This is a genomic window from Thioclava sp. SK-1 (assembly GCF_001705665.1).
Taxonomy (GTDB): Bacteria; Pseudomonadota; Alphaproteobacteria; order Rhodobacterales; family Rhodobacteraceae; genus Thioclava.
On sequence record NZ_MDHA01000032.1, the window covers coordinates 235,444 to 258,235 of the forward strand.

General features: G+C 57.1%; 18 protein-coding genes and 1 riboswitch. Of the genes, 7 read left to right on the forward strand and 11 right to left on the reverse strand.

Translation table 11 applies throughout. The features are described from left to right. The first annotated feature begins 157 nt into the window (after positions 1–157). From BFP70_RS07295 to BFP70_RS07305, 3 genes are read left to right on the forward strand one after another with little or no spacing between them, the layout of a single operon-like run. The gene (locus BFP70_RS07295; RefSeq protein WP_066010693.1) at positions 158–829 is read left to right on the forward strand and encodes a response regulator transcription factor; all 672 of its coding nucleotides are present in this window, start codon (positions 158–160) and stop codon (positions 827–829) included. Further along, on the forward strand, positions 822–2,264 hold the full coding sequence (locus BFP70_RS07300) for a sensor histidine kinase (RefSeq protein WP_255356630.1): 1,443 nt from the start codon (positions 822–824) through the stop codon (positions 2,262–2,264). Before BFP70_RS07295 ends, BFP70_RS07300 begins: the two co-directional genes overlap by 8 nt. Continuing rightward, complete coding sequence (locus BFP70_RS07305) at positions 2,261–3,289, forward strand: ABC transporter substrate-binding protein (RefSeq protein WP_066010695.1); 1,029 nt, start codon at positions 2,261–2,263, stop codon at positions 3,287–3,289. The genes BFP70_RS07300 and BFP70_RS07305 overlap by 4 nt, the downstream gene beginning before the upstream one ends. Positions 3,290–3,359: 70 nt before the next feature. Here BFP70_RS07305 and BFP70_RS07310 read toward each other — a convergent pair whose 3' ends face one another. From BFP70_RS07310 to BFP70_RS07320, 3 genes are all read right to left on the reverse strand, one after another. Next, the gene (locus BFP70_RS07310; protein ID WP_066010696.1) at positions 3,360–6,299 is read right to left on the reverse strand and encodes a methyl-accepting chemotaxis protein; all 2,940 of its coding nucleotides are present in this window, start codon (positions 6,297–6,299) and stop codon (positions 3,360–3,362) included. 282 nt (positions 6,300–6,581) lie between these two features. Further along, the gene (locus tag BFP70_RS07315; RefSeq protein WP_066010697.1) at positions 6,582–9,650 is read right to left on the reverse strand and encodes an efflux RND transporter permease subunit; all 3,069 of its coding nucleotides are present in this window, start codon (positions 9,648–9,650) and stop codon (positions 6,582–6,584) included. Positions 9,651–9,660: 10 nt separating this feature from the next. After that, positions 9,661–10,854, reverse strand: a complete 1,194-nt coding sequence (locus tag BFP70_RS07320) for an efflux RND transporter periplasmic adaptor subunit (protein ID WP_066010698.1) — start codon at positions 10,852–10,854, stop codon at positions 9,661–9,663. A gap of 349 nt (positions 10,855–11,203) precedes the next feature. Here BFP70_RS07320 and BFP70_RS07325 point away from each other — a divergent pair, with 349 nt between their 5' ends. Next, a complete protein-coding gene (locus BFP70_RS07325) occupies positions 11,204–11,536 on the forward strand; it encodes a hypothetical protein (protein ID WP_066010699.1) in 333 nt (110 codons plus the stop codon). A 113-nt stretch (positions 11,537–11,649) separates the two neighbouring features. On the opposite strand, the gene BFP70_RS07330 is transcribed toward BFP70_RS07325, so the two are convergent. From BFP70_RS07330 to BFP70_RS07345, 4 genes are all read right to left on the reverse strand, one after another. Next, positions 11,650–12,345: an ATP-binding cassette domain-containing protein gene (locus BFP70_RS07330; RefSeq protein WP_066010700.1), complete on the reverse strand. Its 696-nt coding sequence runs from the start codon at positions 12,343–12,345 to the stop codon at positions 11,650–11,652. After that, positions 12,329–13,867: a thiamine/thiamine pyrophosphate ABC transporter permease ThiP gene (locus BFP70_RS07335; RefSeq protein ID WP_066010701.1), complete on the reverse strand. Its 1,539-nt coding sequence runs from the start codon at positions 13,865–13,867 to the stop codon at positions 12,329–12,331. The genes BFP70_RS07330 and BFP70_RS07335 overlap by 17 nt, the downstream gene beginning before the upstream one ends. Then, complete coding sequence (gene thiB / locus BFP70_RS07340; protein WP_066010702.1) at positions 13,843–14,832, reverse strand: thiamine ABC transporter substrate binding subunit; 990 nt, start codon at positions 14,830–14,832, stop codon at positions 13,843–13,845. Before thiB ends, BFP70_RS07335 begins: the two co-directional genes overlap by 25 nt. Before the next feature lie 35 nt (positions 14,833–14,867). After that, a riboswitch (TPP riboswitch) is annotated at positions 14,868–14,970 on the reverse strand. A gap of 82 nt (positions 14,971–15,052) precedes the next feature. Further along, positions 15,053–16,369, reverse strand: coding sequence for a dicarboxylate/amino acid:cation symporter (locus BFP70_RS07345; protein ID WP_083217410.1), 1,317 nt, complete (start codon positions 16,367–16,369; stop codon positions 15,053–15,055). A gap of 198 nt (positions 16,370–16,567) precedes the next feature. Here BFP70_RS07345 and aroC point away from each other — a divergent pair, with 198 nt between their 5' ends. Continuing rightward, the gene (gene aroC / locus BFP70_RS07350; RefSeq protein ID WP_066010704.1) at positions 16,568–17,668 is read left to right on the forward strand and encodes a chorismate synthase; all 1,101 of its coding nucleotides are present in this window, start codon (positions 16,568–16,570) and stop codon (positions 17,666–17,668) included. On the opposite strand, the gene BFP70_RS07355 is transcribed toward aroC, so the two are convergent. Next, positions 17,665–18,375 (reverse strand): YafY family protein, encoded by a 711-nt coding sequence (locus tag BFP70_RS07355; RefSeq protein ID WP_066010705.1) that lies wholly within the window; start codon positions 18,373–18,375, stop codon positions 17,665–17,667. The two genes, aroC and BFP70_RS07355, sit on opposite strands and share 4 nt — an antisense overlap. A 91-nt stretch (positions 18,376–18,466) precedes the next feature. Here BFP70_RS07355 and BFP70_RS07360 point away from each other — a divergent pair, with 91 nt between their 5' ends. Beyond that, positions 18,467–19,078 (forward strand): glutathione S-transferase family protein, encoded by a 612-nt coding sequence (locus BFP70_RS07360; protein ID WP_255356631.1) that lies wholly within the window; start codon positions 18,467–18,469, stop codon positions 19,076–19,078. A 57-nt stretch (positions 19,079–19,135) separates the two neighbouring features. Continuing rightward, positions 19,136–19,786, forward strand: a complete 651-nt coding sequence (locus BFP70_RS07365; RefSeq protein WP_066010707.1) for a TetR/AcrR family transcriptional regulator — start codon at positions 19,136–19,138, stop codon at positions 19,784–19,786. Here BFP70_RS07365 and BFP70_RS07370 read toward each other — a convergent pair. The 3 genes from BFP70_RS07370 to petB form a co-directional block, all read right to left on the reverse strand. Next, positions 19,783–20,529 (reverse strand): NYN domain-containing protein, encoded by a 747-nt coding sequence (locus BFP70_RS07370; protein ID WP_141693127.1) that lies wholly within the window; start codon positions 20,527–20,529, stop codon positions 19,783–19,785. The genes BFP70_RS07365 and BFP70_RS07370 overlap by 4 nt on opposite strands. A gap of 147 nt (positions 20,530–20,676) precedes the next feature. Then, positions 20,677–21,456 (reverse strand): cytochrome c1, encoded by a 780-nt coding sequence (locus BFP70_RS07375; protein ID WP_066010709.1) that lies wholly within the window; start codon positions 21,454–21,456, stop codon positions 20,677–20,679. Positions 21,457–21,473: 17 nt separating this feature from the next. After that, positions 21,474–22,787, reverse strand: a complete 1,314-nt coding sequence (petB, locus tag BFP70_RS07380; protein ID WP_066010710.1) for a cytochrome b — start codon at positions 22,785–22,787, stop codon at positions 21,474–21,476. Positions 22,788–22,792 lie beyond the last annotated feature (5 nt).

Sequence of the window (22,792 nt, forward strand, 5' to 3'; positions counted from 1 at the left end):
AGCCGATTTTCTTGCAAAGCGGCGTTGGCACCGTCCTCTCCACTGCGCTATGCAGTCTCCTCGGGGGACGGGCTGTCACTGTTGGTATCGTGCGAAGCTGTCATTAACCTGTCGCCACGCAGATTGGGCGCTTGGCCCATGCCGAGGGAAAGATTCTATGCGTATTCTATTGGTCGAAGATGCAACAGATATGGCCCAGGCCGTGGTGACGCGGTTGGGGCAGGCCGGTATGGCCTGTGATCATGCCGAGACATTGGCATCCGCGCAGGATTTCTTATCGGTGCAACTTTATGATGCGCTGATTTTGGATATCAACCTGCCAGATGGGTCGGGAACGGGATTGCTGCGCGATGTGCGCGCGGCGGGCAATCGGGTGCCGGTATTGATGCTGACTGCGCTGTTCTCAGTGGATGACAGGATCACGGCATTGGATTTGGGGGCCGATGATTATCTGGTGAAACCCTTTGACCAGCGGGAATTAGAAGCCCGGCTGCGTGCATTGATCCGGCGCGAGGCGGAGCAAAAGACCGATGTCTTACAGCTTGGGAAGCTGACGTTTTCTTCCTCTACACTCGGGGCAGAGCTGGACGGGGCGCGGCTGGACCTGACCCGGCGCGAGGCCGCATTGCTGGGCATATTGATGCGCCATCCCGGCCAGATCCTGAAGAAAGAGCGGTTGTATGACGGGCTGTTCGCGTTCAACGATGCCGATGTCGGGATCAATGCGATTGAGCTGTATATCGGGCGCTTGCGCAAAAAGCTTGCCGGATCGGGCTTGAGCATCGAGACACGACGTGGCGTTGGATATGGGATTGTGTTGGATGGCTAAGCCGCCCCCCCCTCATCCTATGCCGGCCCATCCTGCGCCGCCCCATCCTGCACCGCTTGCGCCGTCGCTTGTGTCGCGGGTGGTGGTGGCGGTAATGTCGTTGTTGTTGGTGGGCGGGATATTGGTTGCCTTGGCTGCCTTTACCTATGGCCGCATCGCTGCGCGCCAGACCTATGACAGGTTGCTGATGGGCGCGGCCAACGACATCGCGGAATCGATTGACGTGGTGGATGGGGCGCCCCTAGCGGATCTGCCGGTTTCGGCCTTTGCGCTTTTGGCCTTGGCGCCGCGCGACCGGATCGCCTATGCGCTGCGCGGACCCGATGGTACATTGCTGACCGGGCATGACGTGGCGCTTCCCCCGCAAGCGCTGCGCCGGCAAGCTTCCGGCCAAGCGGTGTTTTTTGACGCGATGCTGAACGGGGAGCGGGCGCGGTTTGTCACATTGCCGCGCCGCTTTGCAGAGCGCGATTATTCTGGCACGGTCACTGTGACTGTGGGGCAGACGATCGCGGCGCGCAATGCGATGGCGCTGGGGCTTACGCGCGATGCGCTGATCGCGGCGACATTGGCGGGGCTGGTATTGATGGCGATTGCTTATGTGGTGATCCGTTCAGCCCTGCATCCGCTGCGCGAGATTGCCGATGGGCTGTTGGCACGCGACCCCTATGATCTGACGCCGATGGCGACGAATGTGCCATCAGAGGTGGCGGTGATGATCGTGGCGATGAACCGCTTCATGACCCGCCTGGACCGGCAATTCAACGCGATGCGCAACTTGATTTCGGACACGGCCCATCAGCTGCGCACCCCTGTGGCGGCCATTCGCGCCCAGGCGGAACTGGCTGTGCAAGACGGTGACGAGGCACAGCGCAAGATCGCGCTGGAGCGTTTGGTGGCGCGCACCCGGTCCCTGGGCAATTTGCTGGATCAAATGTTATCGCGGGCAATGGTGATCCACCGCACGGATTCCGCCCCGCCAGAGGCGATTGATCTGCGCATGATCGCGTTAGAGGTGATCGAAAGCCGCGATCATGAGCTGCTTGCCCCCGGGGTCGAGGTAGGGCTGGTGATTGGTCCCGATGAGGTGATCGTGATGGGGGATGAAATCTCCTTAGGGGAGGCGGCGAAGAATATGCTATCAAATGCCTTACGCCACGGCCAAGCCCCGGTGCGCATCGGTGTTACGGCGCGCGCTGATCATGCCGAGCTGTGGGTGGAAGATGCCGGCCCGGGTCCGCAGGGGGATCTGTTGGCGCGGATGGGGCGGCGGTTTGAACGTTCGGCCGCCTCGCGTGGACGCTCTGCTGGGTTGGGCTTGTCCATTGTCCGCTCTGTCGCGGAGGCTTTTGGCGGGCAGATGGCGCTGGGCCGTGGGGAGCGTGGCTTCCGCGTGTCATTGATTTTACCGGCGGTGTCAGGAGAGGCGAATTGATCAAAGTCATCACATTGGCCGTGGCGTTTCTGGTTGCCGCCCCGGTTCACGCGCAGGAGGCATCGGGCGACTATGGTCATGGGCCGCTGCATATGGTGCTGCGCTCCACCACCGATATGGCGATCATGCGGCCTGCGATGCAGGCCTTTGTCAGGGCCAATCCCGATCTGACATTGCGGTATGAACAATGGGGCTCTAACGCGCTGACCGCCAAAACACAGGCAGAGTGCCAGTCCGGCACGGCCAGCGCGGATGCGGTGTTTTCTTCAGCGGTGCATCAGTTGGTGGAATTGGTGAACAGCGCTTGCGCACAAAGCTATCGCTCGGATCTGACGGCGGGCCTGCCTGCCAGCCGCAATTGGCGAGATGAGCTGTGGGGTCTGACGCATGAGGCCGCAGTGATTGCCTATAACCGGGCTATGGTGGGGGTCGATGATGCGCCCCACACACGGTTTGCGCTGCTGGATCTGATGCGGCGTGGCGATCCCGCCTATCGCGGTAAAATTGCCACCTATGATATTGAGGCCTCTGGCCTTGGCTATCTTTTCGCATTTGCCGACAGCCAAGAGGCCACGACATTCGGCAGCCTGCTGGAAGGGTTCGCGCGCTCGGATGCTGTGGCGACTTGTTGTTCGGCGGAAATCTTGCAAGGCGTGGCGGATGGGCAGTATTTGATCGCCTATAACGTGCTGGGATCTTATGTGCCCGATGGGTTGGACAGTCGCATCGGCGTCATCATGCCCGAAGATTACACGCTGTTTTTGTCACGTGCTTTTATGATCCCCAAAGGTGCACCGCGCCCACGGTTCGCGGCGCGGTTGCTGGATTTTCTATTGTCGGCGGAAGGACAGCGGATCTTGACCGAAAACGGGTTGATCGTGCAGCGTGACAGCGATCAAAACAGCCTGCCCGAAAGCGCGGAACGTCCGATCCGGATTGAGCCAAGCCTATTGGTAGCGCGCGATCAACATCAACAGGCGCGGTTTATTGCGCAATGGCGACAGACATTTTCAGAAGCGCCCTGATGTAGGACATATCAGATAGCCCTGCGCGGCAAAGTGTGAGCCGACCGCGCAGGACCATTTCGCGAAGAGATCAGGCCACTTGGGCAGGGGCCTGTGCGGATATCTCTTCGCATTCGGGCGCAGAAATGCGGAACTGCGCCATCGAATTGGTAAGCCGGTCTGTTTGGGTCGACAGGCTCATACTGGCTGCCGAGCTGTTCTCGAACATGGCCGCGTTTTGCTGTGTCACCTGATCAAGCTGATTGACGGCAATATTGATTTCTTCCAGCCCGATCGCCTGTTCAGAGGCCGACCGAGAGATCTCTTGCACTTTGCCTGCGATTTCGGCCACCGATCCCATGATGGTTTCCAGCACATCGCCGGCACGCCCAACCATTTCCGCGCCATGCGTGACCTGCGTGTTGGAGGCGCTGATCAGGCCGGTGATTTCGCGCGCAGCTTCCGAGGATCGCTGGGCCAGGGCGCGCACTTCAGATGCGACTACGGCGAAACCGCGCCCTGCCTCACCCGCACGGGCGGCTTCGACGCCAGCGTTCAGGGCCAGCAGATTGGTCTGAAAGGCGATATCATCAATCACCGTGGTGATTTTGGAGATCTGGGACGAGCTGCCTTCGATCTCTCGCATGGCACTGACGGCGCTGCGCACAACGGTTTCCGATTGCTGTGCATTTAGCCGGGCATGTTCCACAATGCTGGCAGCCTGGGCAGCCCCATCCGAGGCGGATTTGACAGATGCTGTCAGCTCATCCAATGCCGCGGCGGTTTGCTCTAATGTCGCGGCCTGCGTTTCGGTGCGCCCCGACAGCTCTGATGCGGCGGTGACGACATCGCCGCTTTCTTGTTGAATTTGCAAGGCGGCTGCCATGATCTCGGCCATCGCAGAGGACAAGGTTTCCCCGGTCTGGTTAAAATTGCGGCGCAGCTCTTCGTAATCAGCAGAAAATGGCGTGGTCAGTCGATAGGATAAATCCCCGTTGGCCAGCGCATCCAGACCGTTGCGCAACCCGTTGACCACCTCTTGTTGGGTTTTCACATGGGCCGCGCGGGTGGCATCGGCCTTGGCCAGGGCGCGTTGCCCCTGCGTGACATCCGCGCCGATCAAAATCGCGCCTGCGGCACGGCCAAACGGGTCTTTCAGCGGTGTCAGGCTGGCTTCGATCGTGTGGACCTCACCCGTCTTTCCGGTCAATGTCATACGCCCGGCCCAACGTTTGCCTTCGCGGATGATGCTGCCCAGATTGGCCTCTTCATCGGGTGTCAACAATGCGCTGATTTTTTTCCCCGTCAGGGCCTGTGCCGACTTGCCCGCCATTTGCGCCACCACAGGGTTTGCATGTTGCACGCAGCCCTTGGCATCAAAATCAACCCGCGCCGATGTTACATCAATGGCGGTTAATGTCGCCGTATCGCGCAAAGCCTTGGTTTGGTTCTTCCATTCGACCGTCATGCCGACATAGTGACCATCGGCATTATGCACCGGGGTGAAGGACAGTGCATAGAAGTTCTGCCCCATCGTCAAGACGGCGCTAAAATGTTTGCGGGATGGATCTGCCAATGCCTGACGTCCCTCGGCTGGCAATTCATAGAACAGATCAAGGTTCATGCCGATCAGCTCTGCCGGGGTGCTCCCATCCGTCAACGCATGGATCGCGGCGGCTTCCACTGTAAACAGCCGCATCAGGGCATCGTTCATATATAGTATCGTGTCGTCTTCATTGACCATCAGCATCGCAGAAGAGCTTTCGCTGAACGCAGAGCTTTTGAATGTGGCCTCATGTGCGGCGTTTTCCGCCCCCGCAAGCCGTTCTCGGAAGGCATCCAAGGTTGTGGCGATGGTGCCAATCTCATCGCCGCGGCTGCGGGCGGGCACATCGGTGTCAAAGGCACGGTTGGCGATCTGTTCCATTGCACGGCCCACCGCCGACAAAGGACGCGTAATCGACCGTGACACCGTGATTGCACTTAGGCTGGCGACCCCAGCGACAGCCAGCGCAATCAAAAGCGTGTAGCGGCTCATATCCGCTAAGGGTGCGTTGATTTCGTCAAGGTTGATTTTATCGATGACGGTCCAGGCGGTGCCGTGAAAATCAACATTTTCGCGTTTGGCCAGAACCTGTGCACCGAAACGGTCGGTATATTCGATGGTGCCATCAGCGCTGGGTGCGTCCAGTGCGCTGAGGTCGATGCGGGTACGCAGCATGTTATCGATAGTGTCATTGGGGCTGTCGACGCGCATCAGCCCATCTGCACCCACCAGCAACGCTTCGCCGCTGTCCCCCAGGCCGGGATGTTCGGCCATCACCGCGGCAATCCCAGTCACTGGCAGCTGATAGGCCAAAACGCCAATCACCTGACCCGATGGATCGCGTAGCGCCTGGCCGATAAAGGCGGCGGGGGCGTCATTGCCTGGCGCATAGCGGGCAAAATCTGCGAATGGGGCGGTGTCGGGTGCTGCCATTGCGTCGGCCCAAACCTGCGCCAACCCGGTCTCTGCCACCGGGCCCTTGGTCAGGTTGGTGCCGAAATCTGCCTGTTTCGTGACCGTGTAGACGATGTTGCCCTGCGCATCGATCAAGACGATATCTGAATAGCCCATTTCATGCCGCAGCGCGTCAAACACCGGATGCAACGTGGCATGAACCTGATCATAGGGCGCGATGTTGCCAGCCTTGGCCGATATTTTATCCGCAGCCAAATAGGCCTGTTTCAGCTGCTGCATCGGATTTGACAATTCAGCAAACGCGGCATGAAACTGTGCCAGAGCCTGTGCGGTGAACGGGCTTTGCGCGGTGATCGCCAGATTGGTGTCGATGCTGTTCAGCAGCGTCTCAAGTGCGCTGGTCTGCGCCCGCGTCGCGTCAAGAAGGCGGGCATGCCCGGCCTCCTCGACGCTGGTCTTCATGTGCAGATAGGCCGGCACCAGTGTCGCAATGACGGCCGCCAATGACAGTGTGATGATAATCGCCGGCAGCTTATAGACGATACGGATTTGGTTTAACGCTATGGCCATCTGCGTCCTCAAACTAAGCAACATGAAACTCATAAAACCCGACATGACACGCATCACATCGGCAGACTTCGGGACTATTGCGGGCAGAGGCCTAACGAATTCCTACCAATGTTAATCTTGCTCAAATAACGGCTGTAAAATTTCACAAACCGGACCTCTGTAGCCTGTCTATGTTGGTTTTTTTGGCCCTAGAGGAGGCGCAAAATTTTTATGGGCCTAAAACGAAACAGGGGTCCCGTATGGCGAGACCCCTGAATTCATTGCACGTTTTGGTTGCAGGCGCTACCCCGCAGCGATTCGTTTCTCAGTCGCTTCACGCCATGCTTTGTCCGAAAGCGAGATGAAGGAATAGAACATTGGCACAACGAAAAGTGTAAAGAGCGTGCCGATGATCAACCCGGTGAACATCACCAGACCCATCGCCTGACGCGCCGCCGCCCCAGCGCCCTCTGCCAGGACCAATGGGATCATTGCCAGCGCCATCGCCGCTGTCGTCATCAAGATCGGACGCAGACGGGTTTTGGCAGCGGTCACGATTGCGTCGCGCCGGGTCAGCCCATGTTCTTCGCGTTGCTGATTGGCGAATTCCACCATCAAAATACCATGTTTGGTAATCAGCCCCACCAGGGTGATCAGCCCGACTTGGCTGTAGATATTTAACGTGCCAAGTCCAAGGTTCAGTGGCAAGATCGCGCCAAAGATCGTCAACGGAACCGACATCAAAATGATGAACGGGTCACGCAGGCTTTCGAACTGTGCCGCCAAGACCAGATAGATCACCAAAACAGCCGCCGCAAAGGCGATGATGATGGTGTTGCCCTGATTGACCTCCAGCCGTGACTGGCCAGAGTAATCAAGGAAGAACCCGCTTGGCATTTCTTCGGCTGCGATACGCTGAATTTCGGCCAAACCTTCGCCGGTGGAAATGCCAGGCAGGGGCAGAGCCGTGATCGTGGCAGAGTTCAGCTGATTGAACTGCTCAATTGCAGCGGGGCGCACGCCAGAGGACACATCGACCACCGTACTTAGCGGGACCATATCCCCGGTTGAGGCGCGGACGAAATATCGGCCCAGCTCTTCGGGGTTGTCACGGAACTTGCGTGGGACCTGGGTGATGATGTCATAGCTGTCGGAATCGCGGTCAAACTGCGCCACGGCGCCACCGCCAACCAACAGGCCCAAGGTTGACCCGATCTGCGAAACAGGCACGTTCAGCGCAGCTGCACGTTCCCGGTCAATCGTGACACGCAATTCCGGCGCGTCAAAGGACAAGGAGTTTTGCACGACGATGAAACGGCCTGACATCTGCGCCTTCAGCCGGATGGCTTCGGACACTTCGGCCACACGTTCGGGCGTATGCACCGATTGGATGACCACAGAGATCGGTAGACCGCCGCCAGCCCCCGGCAAAGTAGGGGGCGCAAAGGCAAAGCCCTTCAACCCGGTGGAGCTGTCCAGCCCGGCCTGAATGTCGGTCTGCACCTCGGATTGTGCGCGATCACGTTCGGCCCAATCGGCAAGTTGCCAGATTTGAATGCCCTGAGCATCATCGCCGCCAAACCCGGCGATGGAGAAGGATTGAACCACCTCTGGAATATCCTTGGTCGCCTGTGACACTTGTTCAATATAGGCCGAAGTGTAACGATCCGTGGCATATTTCGGCCCGTTCATGATTGCGAATAACACGCCTTGATCTTCATCGGGCGCCAATTCGCTGGAGGTTTTGGTGAACATGAACCCGGTGACCCCCACCAGAACCAATACGACCAACAATGTGATCGGGCGATAGGACAGCGACCCATCGACACGGCGGGCATAAAACCCGGCCAGTTTGTCAAATGTCCGGTCGACAAAACGCTGAAAGCCAGAACTGTGGCCGGATTTCAAAATCCGACCCGACATCATCGGCGTGATCGTCAATGCGATAATACCCGATAAGATCACCGCACCTGCCAGCGTAAAGGCAAATTCAGTGAACAGCGCCCCGGTCAGGCCGCCTGTAAAGGCAAGCGGCGCCAAAACCGCCGCCAATGTGATCGTCATCGCGATCACCGGCCCGGTGATTTCTTGCATGCCTTTGACGGCGGCTGGGATCGGTTGCAGCCCCTCTTCGATATGGCGGTGGATGTTTTCCACCACAACAATCGCATCATCCACCACCAGACCGATGGCCAGAACCATCGCCAGCAATGTCAGCAGGTTGATCGAATACCCCAGTGCCAGCAGAACCGCCATAACACCCACCAATGACAGTGGAATTGTCACGATTGGCATCAAAACCGAACGGAACGAGCCCAAGAACAGCAAGATCACCAACACAACGATGATCACCGCTTCTTCGATGGTTTTGAATACTTCGACGATAGAGGCAGAGATTGTTTGAGTGGAATCATAGACCATCTCAATTGACATGCCATCGGGAAGGGCGTTGTTGATCGCGGGAAGCTCGTCGATCACCGCAGCTGCCGTGTCCAGCGGGTTGGCTGACGGGGTCTGGGTGATTCCGATAAACGTGCCCGCTTGTCCGTTAAAACTGACGATTTCGCCCGCCTCATCCGACGCGAGCTCCACATCGGCCACATCGCGCAAACGCACAACGGCATCGCCCGTGGCACGGATCGGCAACGCGCCGAAAGCGTCCGGGGTTTGCAGCGTTGAACGCAGCGTGATGGATTGCGCAACATATTCATTCTCGGTGGCGCCCGGCGCCGCAAGGAAGTTCGACGCCTGAATGGCCGCCAGAACTTCGGTTGCGGTTACTTGCCGTGCGGCCAGCTTGTCAGGATCAATCCAGACCCGCATGGCATAGTTTGATCCGCCGATGATCTGAATTTCTGCCACACCTTGGATGGTGGACATCCGCGGGCGAATGACCCGGTCCAGATATTCGGTCAGCTGCTCTTGCGTCATATTAGGGTTCAGCGCGGCCAGATACATCAGAGCAAAGGTTTGCCCCGTGCCTTTGACAATCTGCGGGTCTTCCGCCTCGCTTGGCAGTTCCGACCGGACCTGCTGCACTTTGGCCAGCACTTCGGTCAGCGCCACGTCAGGATCTGCGCCAAGTTTCATATTGACGGACACCACCGAGGCCGACGGGCGCGAGGAGGACGTGACAAAGTCGATATTCTCTGTGGTTGCCACAGCGGCTGAGATGGGCGCAGTGATGAACCCTTGGATCAGGTCGGGCGCCGCGCCGGGATAGGTCGTGGTGATCGTCACCACGGTTTCTTCAACCTCCGGGTATTCGCGGATCGGCAGGCTAAAGAACGCCTGGATCCCCAGCAGCAGCATGAAGGCCCCGAGAACCGTTGATAAGACGGGTCGGCGGATGAATAGTTCTGTGAAATGCATCTGGTGGCCCTTATGGCTTCGGCGCGGTTGCGGCGTCAGAGGCGGGCTCTGATGGCGCATCATCGGGCGTTTCAGTCATCGGTTCAGAAATTGAGGCGCCGATTTCGGGGGTCAGCTGCAAGCTGTTGTCGATTTTGACGGTGGCCCCGGGGCTAAGACGGTTTTGGCCCGCATCGACCACTTGATCGCCGTCTGAAACACCTTTGACGATTTCAATCATACCGCCCGATCGCCGGCCCAGAGTCACAAACACCTGCCGTGCGATCATCTTGGGTTCATCTGCGCCGTCGGGGGTCTCTTCGGTGACCACATAGACGCTGTCACCATAGAGGCTGGAGGCCACAGCCGTTTGCGGCAAAGCAATCACACCGCTTTCAGTTGGCAAGATGACGCGAACACGAACGAATTGGCCCGGTGTCAGATCGCCGTCATCATTGGGAATTTCTGCCCGCAATGTGACCAGACGTGAATTGGGGTCGATTTTTGGCTCGATCCCGGTGATCGCGCCAGACAGTTCCAACGCGCCGTCTTCGGAATAGATTTGGACCGGCATGCCTGCATGGGCCTGTGCGGCCTGTTGTTCTGACAAGGTGAAATCAACGCGCATTTCTGTCTGGTTTTGCAACGTCGCATAGGTGGTGCCGGCGGTTACAAATTGCCCGGCTTCGACCTGTGGGATACCAACGGTGCCCGAAAACGGTGCGGTCAATTGTTTCGTTTCCAATGCCGCGCGGAGTTTTTCTACCGTGGCATTTGCTTCGCTGGAGGCGGCGGTGGCCTCATCCAACGCGGAAACGGCGGAAACACCGCGATCACGAAGGGCCTGCGCGCGGGTCAGCGCGGTTTGTGCCAATTCCAACCCGGCCTGGGCGGCGGCCAGATCGGCGCGTTCCTGACGGTCGTCGATCTGCACCAAAAGCTGGCCTTTTTCAACGCTGTCATTGGCGCTGAATTTGATTTCGCGCACGATGCCTGCGGCTTCGGCGGCCAGATCGGTCCCCTGCGAGGCCAGTGCGGTGCCGATGGTTTCAATGCCCGGCTGCCACGTGACAGCTTTGGCCGGCGTGACCGAGACGGCAACAGGGGGAGGGGTCATCCCGGCAAAGAACTGTGCGATCATTTTGTCGCGGAACAGGTTAAAGCCGACGATCCCGCCACCAACAAGGGCAAGTAGGACAATGGCAATGAGGAGGCGTTTGATCATGGTGTCTCCTACAGACGTGTCAGAGAGGGCGCGTCATATAGGGGAGGCCTGACACGCGGATGTGATGTAAACTGAACGGTTCAGCTTTAGCTTGCACTATTCCGGCATTCGTTCGCTATAAGCAAGCTTATGAACCGAACTGCTTGTTGGCAAGGCACGCACATAGAAAACCATGTTCTGTGCAATATTGCGATTGTGTGGCGATCCCCGTGGGTTGCGGGCGAAAGCCGGGTGCAGTCCAAAGGTCTAAGTTGACGTTCGGGGAAACTTTATTGATCTTTGTCGCTTATCTTATCGGTATTGCCCGTCGGGTGATGTAGCTGCTGTAACTATGAAGAAGGTGCGAGTCATGTTTATCGATCCGATGTCCTCTATTGAACTTAGTATGGATGCAGCGCGTGTGAGCTTTGCCGCGCAAGGCGTCATAGCAATGCGTTTGGCCGGTATGGCTGGGCTGTGGCATGCGGCCCCTGATGAGATGCTGCGGATGGTGCAAGAAAAGCAGCAAGCCGTGATGGAGATGACCGAGGCCGCGACCAATGCAATGCTTTCGGGGCAAAGCCCGGACCGGATCATGCAGGCGGGATTGGCGGAAGTTGACCGTCATACTTCTGGAAATTTGCGCCGTTTGACTGCGCTTGGTCCCAATCTTGGCCCGGTGATGATGGCACCACGCGATTAGGGCATGGTATGATCCGCAGCGTCGAGATGCGCTGCGGGTCAGGTAATGCGCCTGACTTGAGGTGGCGCTGCCGTGTTGACCGGGTGCATTGGATATTTATAGCAAGATGAAAGTCACGCGCCCAAATAGGCCCTGAGCGCGGGGGGGGGCGACGCAAGCAGTGACTGCGTTGGGCAGGGCGGATGCGCGACCCCATCGGTAACAGCAATCGTATTTGGGCAAAATGCGGCTGCGTCATCGGGGTCATGGGTGACCATTACAGTGGTGAGCTTTGCATCGGTGGTCAGTTTTCCCGTTAAATCAAGCATTTCAGATTTTAACGCCGGGCCGAGGGCTGCAAAAGCCTCGTCCAGCAACAGGATCGGCTTATTGCGCAAGAGGGTGCGGGCAAGCGCGGCGCGGCTTTGTTGTCCGCCCGATAGCTGCGGCGGTTTGCGTTGGGCATAGGCGGTCAACCCCGTGTCAGCGAGGGCTTGGGCGATCGTGTCACGATCTTTATCGCTGAGCCGCAATCGGGGGGAGAGGCCTAGGCCGAGATTCTGTGCGATAGTCAGATGCGGGAACAGGTTTTGATCTTGGAACAAGATGGAGAGTGGGCGCTTGCCGGGGGCGCAGGTTGTGATGTCCTGTCCTTGCCACGAAATCCGCCCTGCGCTGGGTGCAAGGAAGCCAGCGATTGCGGAAAGCAGCGTGGATTTGCCCGCGCCTGATGGGCCGATGATTGCGGTGCTGGATCCATGAGCAAGAGAGATATTGGCGCGGAGCGTGAAATCGTTTTGTCGTAGTATCAGGTTATCGAGGGTCAGCATAATGTCCCATCCGGTCAAAGGCCATAAAAAGGCCAAAGCTGAGGGTGATCAGCAGGGTTGCTGCGCTTGCGGCCTGATCAAGCCGATAGGCGCCCATCAGCTGATATAGGGCGAGGGGCAGTGTTTGTGTCTGGCCATCGGAAAATAATGTGATCACACCCAGATCCCCCATTGAAAAAGCCGCAGCCAGCCCGGCGCTGAATCCTATGGGGCGGGCCAATCGGGGCACCGTGACATAGCGCAATCGGGTAATTCCGTGTAGGTCCAGCGATGCGGCAAGCCGATCATAATCCATCTGCAATCCGCGGACCTGGGGGATCAATATGCGTAGTGCAAAGGGAACACATAGCGCTGCGTTGGATATCAATGTGACAGGCAACGCCAGCTGCGTCGGGTTCACATAGGGGCGTGCGATCAAGAACAAACCGGTGCCCGTGACCAGTGCAGAGGCCGTAAGGGGGAGCATTCCTGCGGCCTCTGCCCAGCGGTGGCGCGGCGCGGCGAGTGCCAGTGGCAAAGCTATTGCCAGTGTCAGCGCCGTGGAGGCCAGGGCAAGCCATAGCGACGTTGTTGTGGCCTGCCAGATCGTTGTCGGCAGCCCGGCAAGGCCGCTGACGCCGCGCATCATGACCACCGCGATCGGTGTCAGCAAGAACAGGCTTGCGGCGGAGATACACAGCGCATCAGGCCAGATAGTGCGCGGTGCAAGCCCAAGGATTGAGGGGCGGTCAAGACCTGCGCCGAAATTGGGCGCGACCGAGATCACCCGGCTGACCAGCAGCGCGGCAATGCAGATCGCAACCTGCACCAAGGCAAGCGCAGCGGCGCGGGCAAGGTCAAAATCGAAACGGAAGGCCTGATATATCGCCAGCTCAACCGTTGTGGCGCGGGGCCCGCCTCCAAGTGTCAGGGCAACCGCAAAGCTGGTCAGACATACAAGAAAGATTGCCAAAAATGCGCCGGGCAGGGTGCTGCGCAACATTGGATATTCCAGGTGCCGGCGAATGCTTGCAGCGGGAAAGTTTAAACTGGCGGCAAGGCGCATGCGTTCGGATGGTATCGCCTGCCAGCCATGTAAAACCATCCGTGTGGCCAGCGGCAAATTGAAAAACACATGTGCCAAAATCACGCCATGGGCACCGTAGATGCTGAGCGTCGGCAGGCCGAGCCATTGTAGCAGATCATTGACCGAACCAGAGCGGCCAAAGATCGCGATCAACCCCATGACGGCGGCGATGACGGGCAAGATAAACGGCGCGCCCAACAGGGCAATCAGCAGTTTGCGGCCGGGAAACCGCCTGCGCGATAAAGCCCGCGCAAGGGGCACGGCACAAGCACAAGACAGCAGCGCGGACAGGGCCGCCTGCCACAGGGTGAACCAGATTGCCGACAGGTCGCGCGCGCTAAGCCCGCCAAGCCCGCCTGCGCGTATCGTCACGGCTGTCAACGTTCCCAAAACCAGCGCTGCCAGCAACGCTGCCGCCAGCGCTGCGGGGATTAGCGACCGAATGCGGTCAGCCATTCGTCCAGCGCCTCTTGACGGATCTCCTCTGCCTCTTGTTCAGAATAGAACAATGTCTTGGCGGGGCGGGGCAGATCCGCAAACTGTGGTGGCAAGAAGCCGGGTTTGATGATTGCCGGATAGGACCAATTGGCGGTGGCAATCATGCCCTGAAATGCATCCGACAAAATGTAGTCCATGAACGCCTGCGCCAACTGCGGCTGATCGGTGGTGTTCAGCTGTGCGGCTAGCTCGGTCATAAAGTAATGGCCTTCGGGGAAGATCGCGGCGGCTTTGGTAGTGTCATCCTCAGCAATGATATGATAGGCGGGGGAGGTGGTGTAGGACATCACCATGTCGACCTCGCCATCGGTGAACAGGCCGTAGCTTTCCGACCAGCCGGGCGTGACGGTCAGCACCTTAGGCGCAAGCTTTTCCCATGCCGCCTGTGCTTCATCGCCGTAGATCGCTTTAACCCACAGCAACAACGCCAGCCCGGAAATCGATGAACGCGGATCCTGGATCGCAATTTTCAGATCGTCTGGCGCATCCAGCAAAGCCTGAAAGGACTGTGGCGGGTTGGCCAATTTCGTAGTGTCATAGACAAAGGCGGTTTCGCCCCAGTTGAAGGGCAGAAACGTATCATCCGTCCACGCGATGGGCAGGGACAAAGTTGAAGTATCTTGGCCATGCGGGGCAAACAGGCCGGTGGCACGGGCGCGGGCTGTGACATCGGTGTTCAGCCCGATCACGGCGTCAGCCTCGGTCCGGTCCCCCTCCAACAAAAGCCGTGGTAGAAGATCGCCCGCAATGAATTGCAGATCACAGTTGCAGATATCTTCAAACCCGGCTTCGATCTTTGGGCCGGGGCCCCAGTCGCTGGTGAAATAATCGGGCGCATAAACAGTGAGCACAGGCTTGTCTTGTGCCAAAGCCGAAGTGGCCGTGGCCGCAAGCAGGCCCGCAAGCATCAGAGAGGTCTTCATGGTCGCTCCTTCGCTGACGGGCGGGGTCAGGCGGGCAGAGCACCCGTTACCTTCCCTCCGCCGGTCTTAACCGGTTCAGGTTCAACGGGTTCGCATAGCGCATCTCAGCCAAGGTCATTGGCTCCCCGAGGTTGCGACAGGTGTAATGACAATGGGGCGGCGCTGCAAGGTTTTGCGCGCCGCCCAGGTTAGGCCGATATCAGATACACTGCAGACGCTATCAGTGGTTGCAATGCTGTGCGGCCAGCTGCGTTTCGGCATTGGGATCGATGCCCAGATCATCGCCAACTTCGCCCGCTGCCGGATCGTTATAGACAGCCATATCCAGCTTGCCTTCGCCCTTGGCCACGATCACCGACACAACGGCATCACCCGAAATATTGACCGCCGTGCGGATCATATCCATCAGACGATCCACGCCCAAAATGAGTGCGATGCCTTCAATCGGCAGGCCAACCTGCCCAAGCACCATGGTCAACATCACCAGACCCACACCGGGAACACCCGCGGTGCCAATAGAGGCCAAAACAGCCATCGCAATTACGGTCAGATAACCGCCGACGCCCAGATCAATTCCATAGACATTGGATAAGAAGACGGTGGCCACACCTTGCATGATCGCGGTGCCATCCATGTTGATCGTTGCACCGAATGGAACACAGAAGCTTGCGACCGAGTTATTTGCCCCCATGCGCTGCGTTACGCAGCGCAATGTCACAGGGATTGTTGCGTTGGACGAGGCGGTGGAAAAGGCAAAAATCTGCGCTGGGCGAATTTTTTTCAAAAAGGTAATCGGGTTCAACCCCGAGAAGACTTTCAAGATGATCATCAATGTAATGAACAGATGCAGCAGCAACGCCCCCACCAAAGTGACCACATAGGCCAACACGGGGATGAAAAGGTCGATACCCTGTTCCGCAAATGTCTTGGTGATCAGGCAGAACACCCCAATTGGGGCAAATGCCATAACGATGGCGACGATTTTCATCATCACATCATTCATATATTCGCAGCCCGCAACGAAAGGGGCCGAAGCTTCGCCAAGCATCAAGACCGCAACGCCTAAGACGATCGTGTAAAAGATGATTTGCAGCATCTCGCCATTGGCAAAGGCGGCCACAGGGTTGGTTGGAACAATTGCCGCAAAGACATTCCACACCGTGGGTGCCTCTTTTGCGGTGACGCCAGAGGTATCAACCCCCTCCATTACAAACCCTTGGCCCGGAGCAATGATCTGCGCGATCAAAATCGCCAGTGCAATCGCAATGGCCGTGGTCATCAAATACAGCACAAAGCTTTTGCCGCCGACACGGCCCAGAATGCGAATATCCCCGATCCCCGTCACACCACATATCAGGGAAAAGAAGACAAGCGGGACGACCAGCATTTTCAAGGCGTTGACGAACATCGTGCCCAGCATCGCAAGCACGCCGCCGGTAATGTAATTTGCAATAAAGTCTGACCCGATCTGATTGAAGATCACGCCAAGGATCACACCGCCAACCATTGCGATCATGATTTGCGTCGTTAATGACATTTTTTGCCGTGTTGGTTCGGCCATAATCTGTCTCCCCCTATGGTGACGGTTTTATTAAGTTTGATAAGGATAGGGCAGAAGCGGCAGTCAAAAAGCTGTGAAGGCGCGTATATCCCTACAAAATATGAAATATTGCCTCTGGAGTGCGCAATTGCTACATCGTGGCAACACTTATCGTCGCCCGGGGGAACGTAAAATATGTCCTACAACACATTCGGTCATTTGTTCCGTGTCACCACCTGGGGTGAAAGCCATGGGCCGGCGCTGGGCGCCACTGTGGATGGCTGCCCCCCGGGGATTGAGATCACCGAAGATTTCATTCAGGTCTTTATGGATCGCCGCCGTCCGGGGCAATCAAAGGAAACCACACAGCGCAAAGAGCCAGATCGGGTCAAGATCCTGTCGGGTGTGTTTGAAGGCAAGTCGACCGGCACGCCGATCCAGCTGATGATTGAAAACACCGATCAACGCAGCAAAGATTACGGTGAGATCGCGCGGCAGTTCCGCCCCGGCCATGCAGATATCACCTATCATCAGAAATATGGCACGCGTGATTATCGCGGTGGCGGGCGGTCTTCGGCGCGTGAGACGGCCGCCCGGGTGGCCGCTGGTGGCGTTGCGCAGGCGGTCTTGGCGCAGCTGGTGCCGGAATTGTCTATCACCGGCTATATGGTTCAGATGGGTGCGAAACATATTGATCGCAGCCGGTTTGATGCGGCGCAGATCTTGCAAAACCCATTCTTCATTCCCGATGCGGATGTTGTGGCGGAATGGGCCGATTACCTGCAGGCCATCCGTAAACAGCACAGCTCTGTCGGGGCGAAAATTGAAGTGGTCGCCACCGGGGTGCCTGTGGGGCTGGGCGCACCGATCTATGCGAAGATCGACACCGAATTGGCAGCAGCGATTATGTCCATCAACGCCGTCAAAGGTGTTGAGATCGGTGAGGGGATGGATGCCGCCAACCTGACCGGTGTGGAAAACGCGGATGAGATTATCATGGGGCCTCAAGGCCCGGAATATCTGACCAATCACGCAGGTGGGATTTTGGGTGGGATCACCACCGGTCAGCCGGTCGTTGTGCGGTTTTCGGTCAAGCCGACCTCGTCCATGCTGACCCCGCGGCGTTCAATCAATATGTCAGGTGAGGCCGTGGAAGTTGTCACCAAAGGCCGCCATGACCCCTGCGTGGGAATTCGTGCCGTACCGGTCGCAGAGGCAATGGTGGCCTGTGTTATTCTGGACCATCTGCTGATGGACCGTGGACAAACAGGTGGTATGCGCGGCCAGATCGGCTAACGGTGCGACGGGTCATTTGCCCGGGTAGGGCGCATCGTGTTCAAATAGTCGCGTAGCAACGCAACCCTGCGGGGCCGAAAGCTGCTTGTCCCGGCAACGGCGGATTGGATCCGCGCGACGATGAATTTTCGGAACTCCTGCCTTAGGCAGCACCAGGCCAGCAGCATCCGTTTATGGTCCAGATAAACAATGCTAAGCGGGTAAATCTCGCGCTGGGTGCTGGCGCCGTTGCGATCAGTGTAATGGATATTCAGGCTGGTTTCTTCCCAACATGCATGACGCAGCAACGTCATGTCCGCCGCGCTATCGGGCAGGTTCGTTTTGAACCGATAGGAAGAAACGATGGCATGCGCGGCATGTTGTGCGCGGCTTTGGCCAAGGGTCGCGGTGATTTTGGCCAGTGCGCTTTCCCCCGCAAGGGCAAGCTCTGGATCGCCCAGGTGGCGCAGCTCTGCCAGCCCCAATGTCAACGCCTCAATTTCCAGACGGGTCAGATTTTGCGGGGGCAGTGCCGGATCTTCGGTCAAAAAATAGCCCACGCCTGCCTCTCCATCAATCAGGGCACCTGCCGCGCGTAATGCTTGGATATCCCGATATAATGTCCGCCGCGATACGCCGGTGGCCTGCGCCAATAATTCGGCAGTGACAGGGGGGCGGTAATGTCGCAAGGCGTTTAGCACGCGCAACAAGCGATCTGATTTTGCCAAATTGGACCCCTAATATGCTGACAGATTTTGTCAGCAGCACTGTGCCAATCATAGCGTGAAGGCGAAACCCCCGACAGCAAAGGAACGAATGATGATTTTGTATCACGCCCCATATTCGCGGTCTTCGACCATGGTCACATTGCTGCATGAATTGGATGCAATTGACGCCGTTACTATTCAGCCCGTCACCATACAGCGCCCTGGCAACGCCGATACGAAACGCGATTCGCGCAACCCCCATCCCGAGGGTAAGGTGCCTTTCCTCACAGCGGGCGATGACACTGTGCGCGAACGTGCAGCCATCGTGATCTATCTTTGCCAATGTTTCCCGCAAGCTGGGTTGGGGCGGAACTTCGGTGATCCAGATTATGGCCGCTTTTTATCTTGGCTATGCTATTACCAAGGTGTTGTGGAGCCGGTTCTGGTCGCCAAATTCACGCAAATGGAAAACGATGCTTTGAAGAGTTCTTTCGGTAATTTCAGTGAGATGAGCCGAAACATCTCGGAAGGTCTGGCAGATAAAGACTATCTTCTGGGGCAGATATCAGCTGCGGATATACTGATGGCATCACCCTTTATGTTTTTTCCGGATTTTTGCCCTGATGACGCTAAAATTAAAGCCTGGGTGCGCAGGCTCAGTGAGCGCCCCAGCTTTGCGAAAACCGCGCAATATGACAAAGAGCTGATGTCGCCGCATCACTAAGCCCTCTTGCGACTTCTGAACTGTCCTGTTTATGCTATGGGCGGTTCAGGAGGCACAATGACCCAAAAAACCTGCACAGCGGATGCGTCGCAAATTCGCAAAGGCCGAAAATTTGAACAGGTGCTTGAAGGTGCCCGAACAATTTTCATGCGTGATGGGTTCGAGGGGGCATCGGTCGATGATATTGCCCGTGAAGCCAAAGTGTCCAAGGCCACTTTATACAGTTATGTGCCGGATAAGCGTTTGTTGTTTCTACAAGTGGCGACAGGCGAATGCGCGCGTCAGGCTGATGAGGCAATGGCCGAGATCAGTAAAAGCACCGCACCCCCAGAGCAGGTGCTGCGCTATGCGGCGGAACAAATCACTGGATATTTGTCATCGTCATTTGGCCTTGATATGTTTCGCATATGTGTTGCCGAGGCGGCTCGGTTCCCGTCCTTGGGGCATGATTTCTATAATTCAGGGCCAGCGATGGCGCGTGACAGGCTGGCGGAATATCTGCGCCAAGCAACAGCGCGTGGCGAGTTCCGGATTGAAGATTTCGAATTCGCAGCTGAACAATTCTGTGAGCTGTGTAAGGCCGGGCTGCACGTCCGGCTGCTATGCGGCATGCCGCCGTGTTGCTCGCATACTCAAATCGAGCGCACCATTACGGGCGCGGTCGATATGTTCATGGCCCGCTATGGCGCGAAAGCACTGAGCGATTAGGCGAGGTCGCGGACAATCAGATGATTTGTATCGCTTTTCTTCACCTCAAATCGGCCAGTATCACGCAGTAAATCTGATAGTTTGGCGCTGCCATAGGTGCGCGTGTCGAAATCGGCATTTGCCTGAATGATGAACTGGCCAAGTTGACCTAAGGAATACCATTCTTCCTCTAACCCGATGCGTTTCATCGCAGCGACAATCAGGGGTATTGCGTCTTTCGGGGGAAGCTTTGCGGGGGGTGTCCGATCGGTAGGGGGGGTATCGGCTGGCGCATGGAGAATGGTTTTGGGCGCGCTGTCATTGCCGAGGTTTTCGACATAGATGAAACGTTTGCAGGCGTTCCGGAAGGCCTCCGGTGTTTTCTTTTCACCAATACCAAAGACGTCCAGCCCCTGTTCGCGGATGCGTTGGGCAAGGCGTGTAAAGTCACTGTCGGATGAAACGAGGACAAAACCATCAAACCGGCCTGACAATAAGAAATCCATCGCGGCGATCACCAAAGCGATGTCAGACGCGTTCTTCCCCTTGGTATTGGCAAATTGTTGATCTGCGACAAGGCCAAGGGAATTGGCTTTTTTGGCCCAACCGTTGAGGCGTTGCGCTGACCAATCCCCATAAATCCTTCTGACGGAGGCCTCGCCCAAGCCTGAAATTTCTTCAAAAATAGCTTCGGCATGCGCATGGGGCACGTTATCTGCGTCAATCAGGACGCATAATCTGGGAGCGCGGTCATTGTCTGGCATCATGTCCTCTTTCATGGGGCTTCTTACGGGTGTCAGTGCACCTAACCTAGCGCCGATTAAGCAAAAGGAAAACGCGCCCGGAAGGGCGCGTTTAAGAGATAGCCTCGGCCTTAACAGGCCTCAGGCGGGTGCGCCCGCTGCGACGCCTTAGCTATGCGAGCCTTTGTGTGGGGCCCAGATGCGCTTGTTTGTCAGATACAACAGGGTGGTGAAAAGTGCCAAGAGCAGCACGGCGACAAAACCCCATTGTTTACGTGGCATCAGTTTTGGCTCTGCTGTCCACATTAAAAAGGCGGAGACATCTTCTGCCATCTGATGGACTGTGGCCGGCGTGCCGTCCTCATATTCGATCAGATCGTCCGACAATGGCGGGTTCATCGAGATCCAGCCACCGGGGAACGTATGGTTTTCGTAGAAGAAGGCCCCTGCCATTTCCTTTTCCTCGCCAGTATATCCGGTGAGCAGCGAGTAAATATACTCTGGCCCGCCGATACCATTGACGAACTGGCTGATCCCCGTGCCATACGGACCGTGGAAGCCAGCGCGCGCCTTCGCCATCAAGGACAGGTCAGGTGCATTTGCAGCAGTGACTGTGGGGAAATGGTCGGTTTCTTTGCGGGGGCGTTCATCGTCCAGCTCGGCGTCATAGATAGACATTTCCGCAGCATAGGCACGCACCCAATCAGGGTTCATGCCCAGGCCATCTTCATCCGCCAGGGTGCGCAGTGGAACAAATTTCAGCCCGTGGCAGGAGGAACAAACCTCCCGATAGACCTGAAATCCGCGCCGCAATTGCTGCTGGTCATAGGTGCCAAAGGGCCCCTCAAACGAGAAGGCGATGTCTTCGACATGGCCTTCGTCACCTGCTGCGAACGCACCGGTTGCGATGCCGAGCGCAGAGATGGCTGTGATCAGAAATTTTTTCATGGATCGGTCCCTCACGCTCACTCGGCCGGTTTGCCGTAGTGGTTGTTGAAATCTTCTTCGATTGTTGCCGGCATAGGGAGCGGTTTTTCAAACACACCCAAAAGTGGCAGAATGACGAAGAAATAGCCGAACCAATAGGTTGCCCCAATCAACGAGATATATGGGTAGATCCCGTCTGTCGGCATCGCGCCGACCCACATCAAGACAACGAAATCGACTGCGAGTAGCCAGAAATACCATTTGAACGCGGGACGGAACTGTCCCGAACGGATTTTTGAGGTGTCCAGCCACGGCGCCAATGCCATTGCAGCGATCGCACCGAACATTGCGATAACACCGAAGAATTTGGCATCAACGATACCGAAGGTCAGCCAGTTGACCAACATCACAACCCAGACATCGCCGGTGAAGGCACGCAAGATGGCGTAGAAGGGCAGGAAATACCATTCTGGAACGATATGCGCCGGTGTTGCCAGCGGGTTTGCCTCGATGTAGTTGTCCGGGTGACCCAGATAGTTTGGCATGAAGGCGACAACCGCAAAGAAGATCGCCAATACCAACACTAATGCGAACAGATCTTTGATCACAAAATAGGGCCAGAAGGGCAATGTGTCTTTCTTTGCTTCGGCTTTCGATCCGCGACGCACCTCAACACCGGTTGGGTTGTTATTGCCCGTGGTGTGAAAAGCCCAGATATGGATGATCACCAAGGCTGCAATCACGAAGGGCAGCAAATAGTGTAGCGAAAAGAACCGATTCAACGTCGCATTGTCGACGGCAGGCCCGCCCAGCAGCCATGCCTGAATTGCGCCACCAATACCGGGAATCGCACCGAACAGGCCGGTGATAACGGTGGCCCCCCAGAAGGACATCTGCCCCCAAGGTAGAACATATCCCATGAACGCGGTGCCCATCATCAAGATGTAGATCACGATGCCGACAATCCACGTGACTTCACGCGGGGCTTTATATGACCCGTAATACAGGCCGCGGAAGATGTGGATATAGACGGCAAAGAAGAACAGCGATGCGCCGTTCCCATGCAGATAACGGATAAAATAACCGCCATTCACATCGCGCATGATATGCTCAACCGAGGCAAAAGCCAGATCGACATGCGGCGTGTAATGCATCACCAAAATAATGCCTGTTGCGATTTGCATCACCAGGCAGAAGGCAAGGACGATACCCCAAATCCACCACCAGTTCAGGTTCTTCGGGGTGGGGATCATAATGGTGTTATAGATCAGCCCGACAATTGGCAGGCGGCTATCAAGCCATTTTTCGGCGCCCGTTTTGGGCTCGTAATGGTCGTGTGGAATTCCGGCCATGAGTT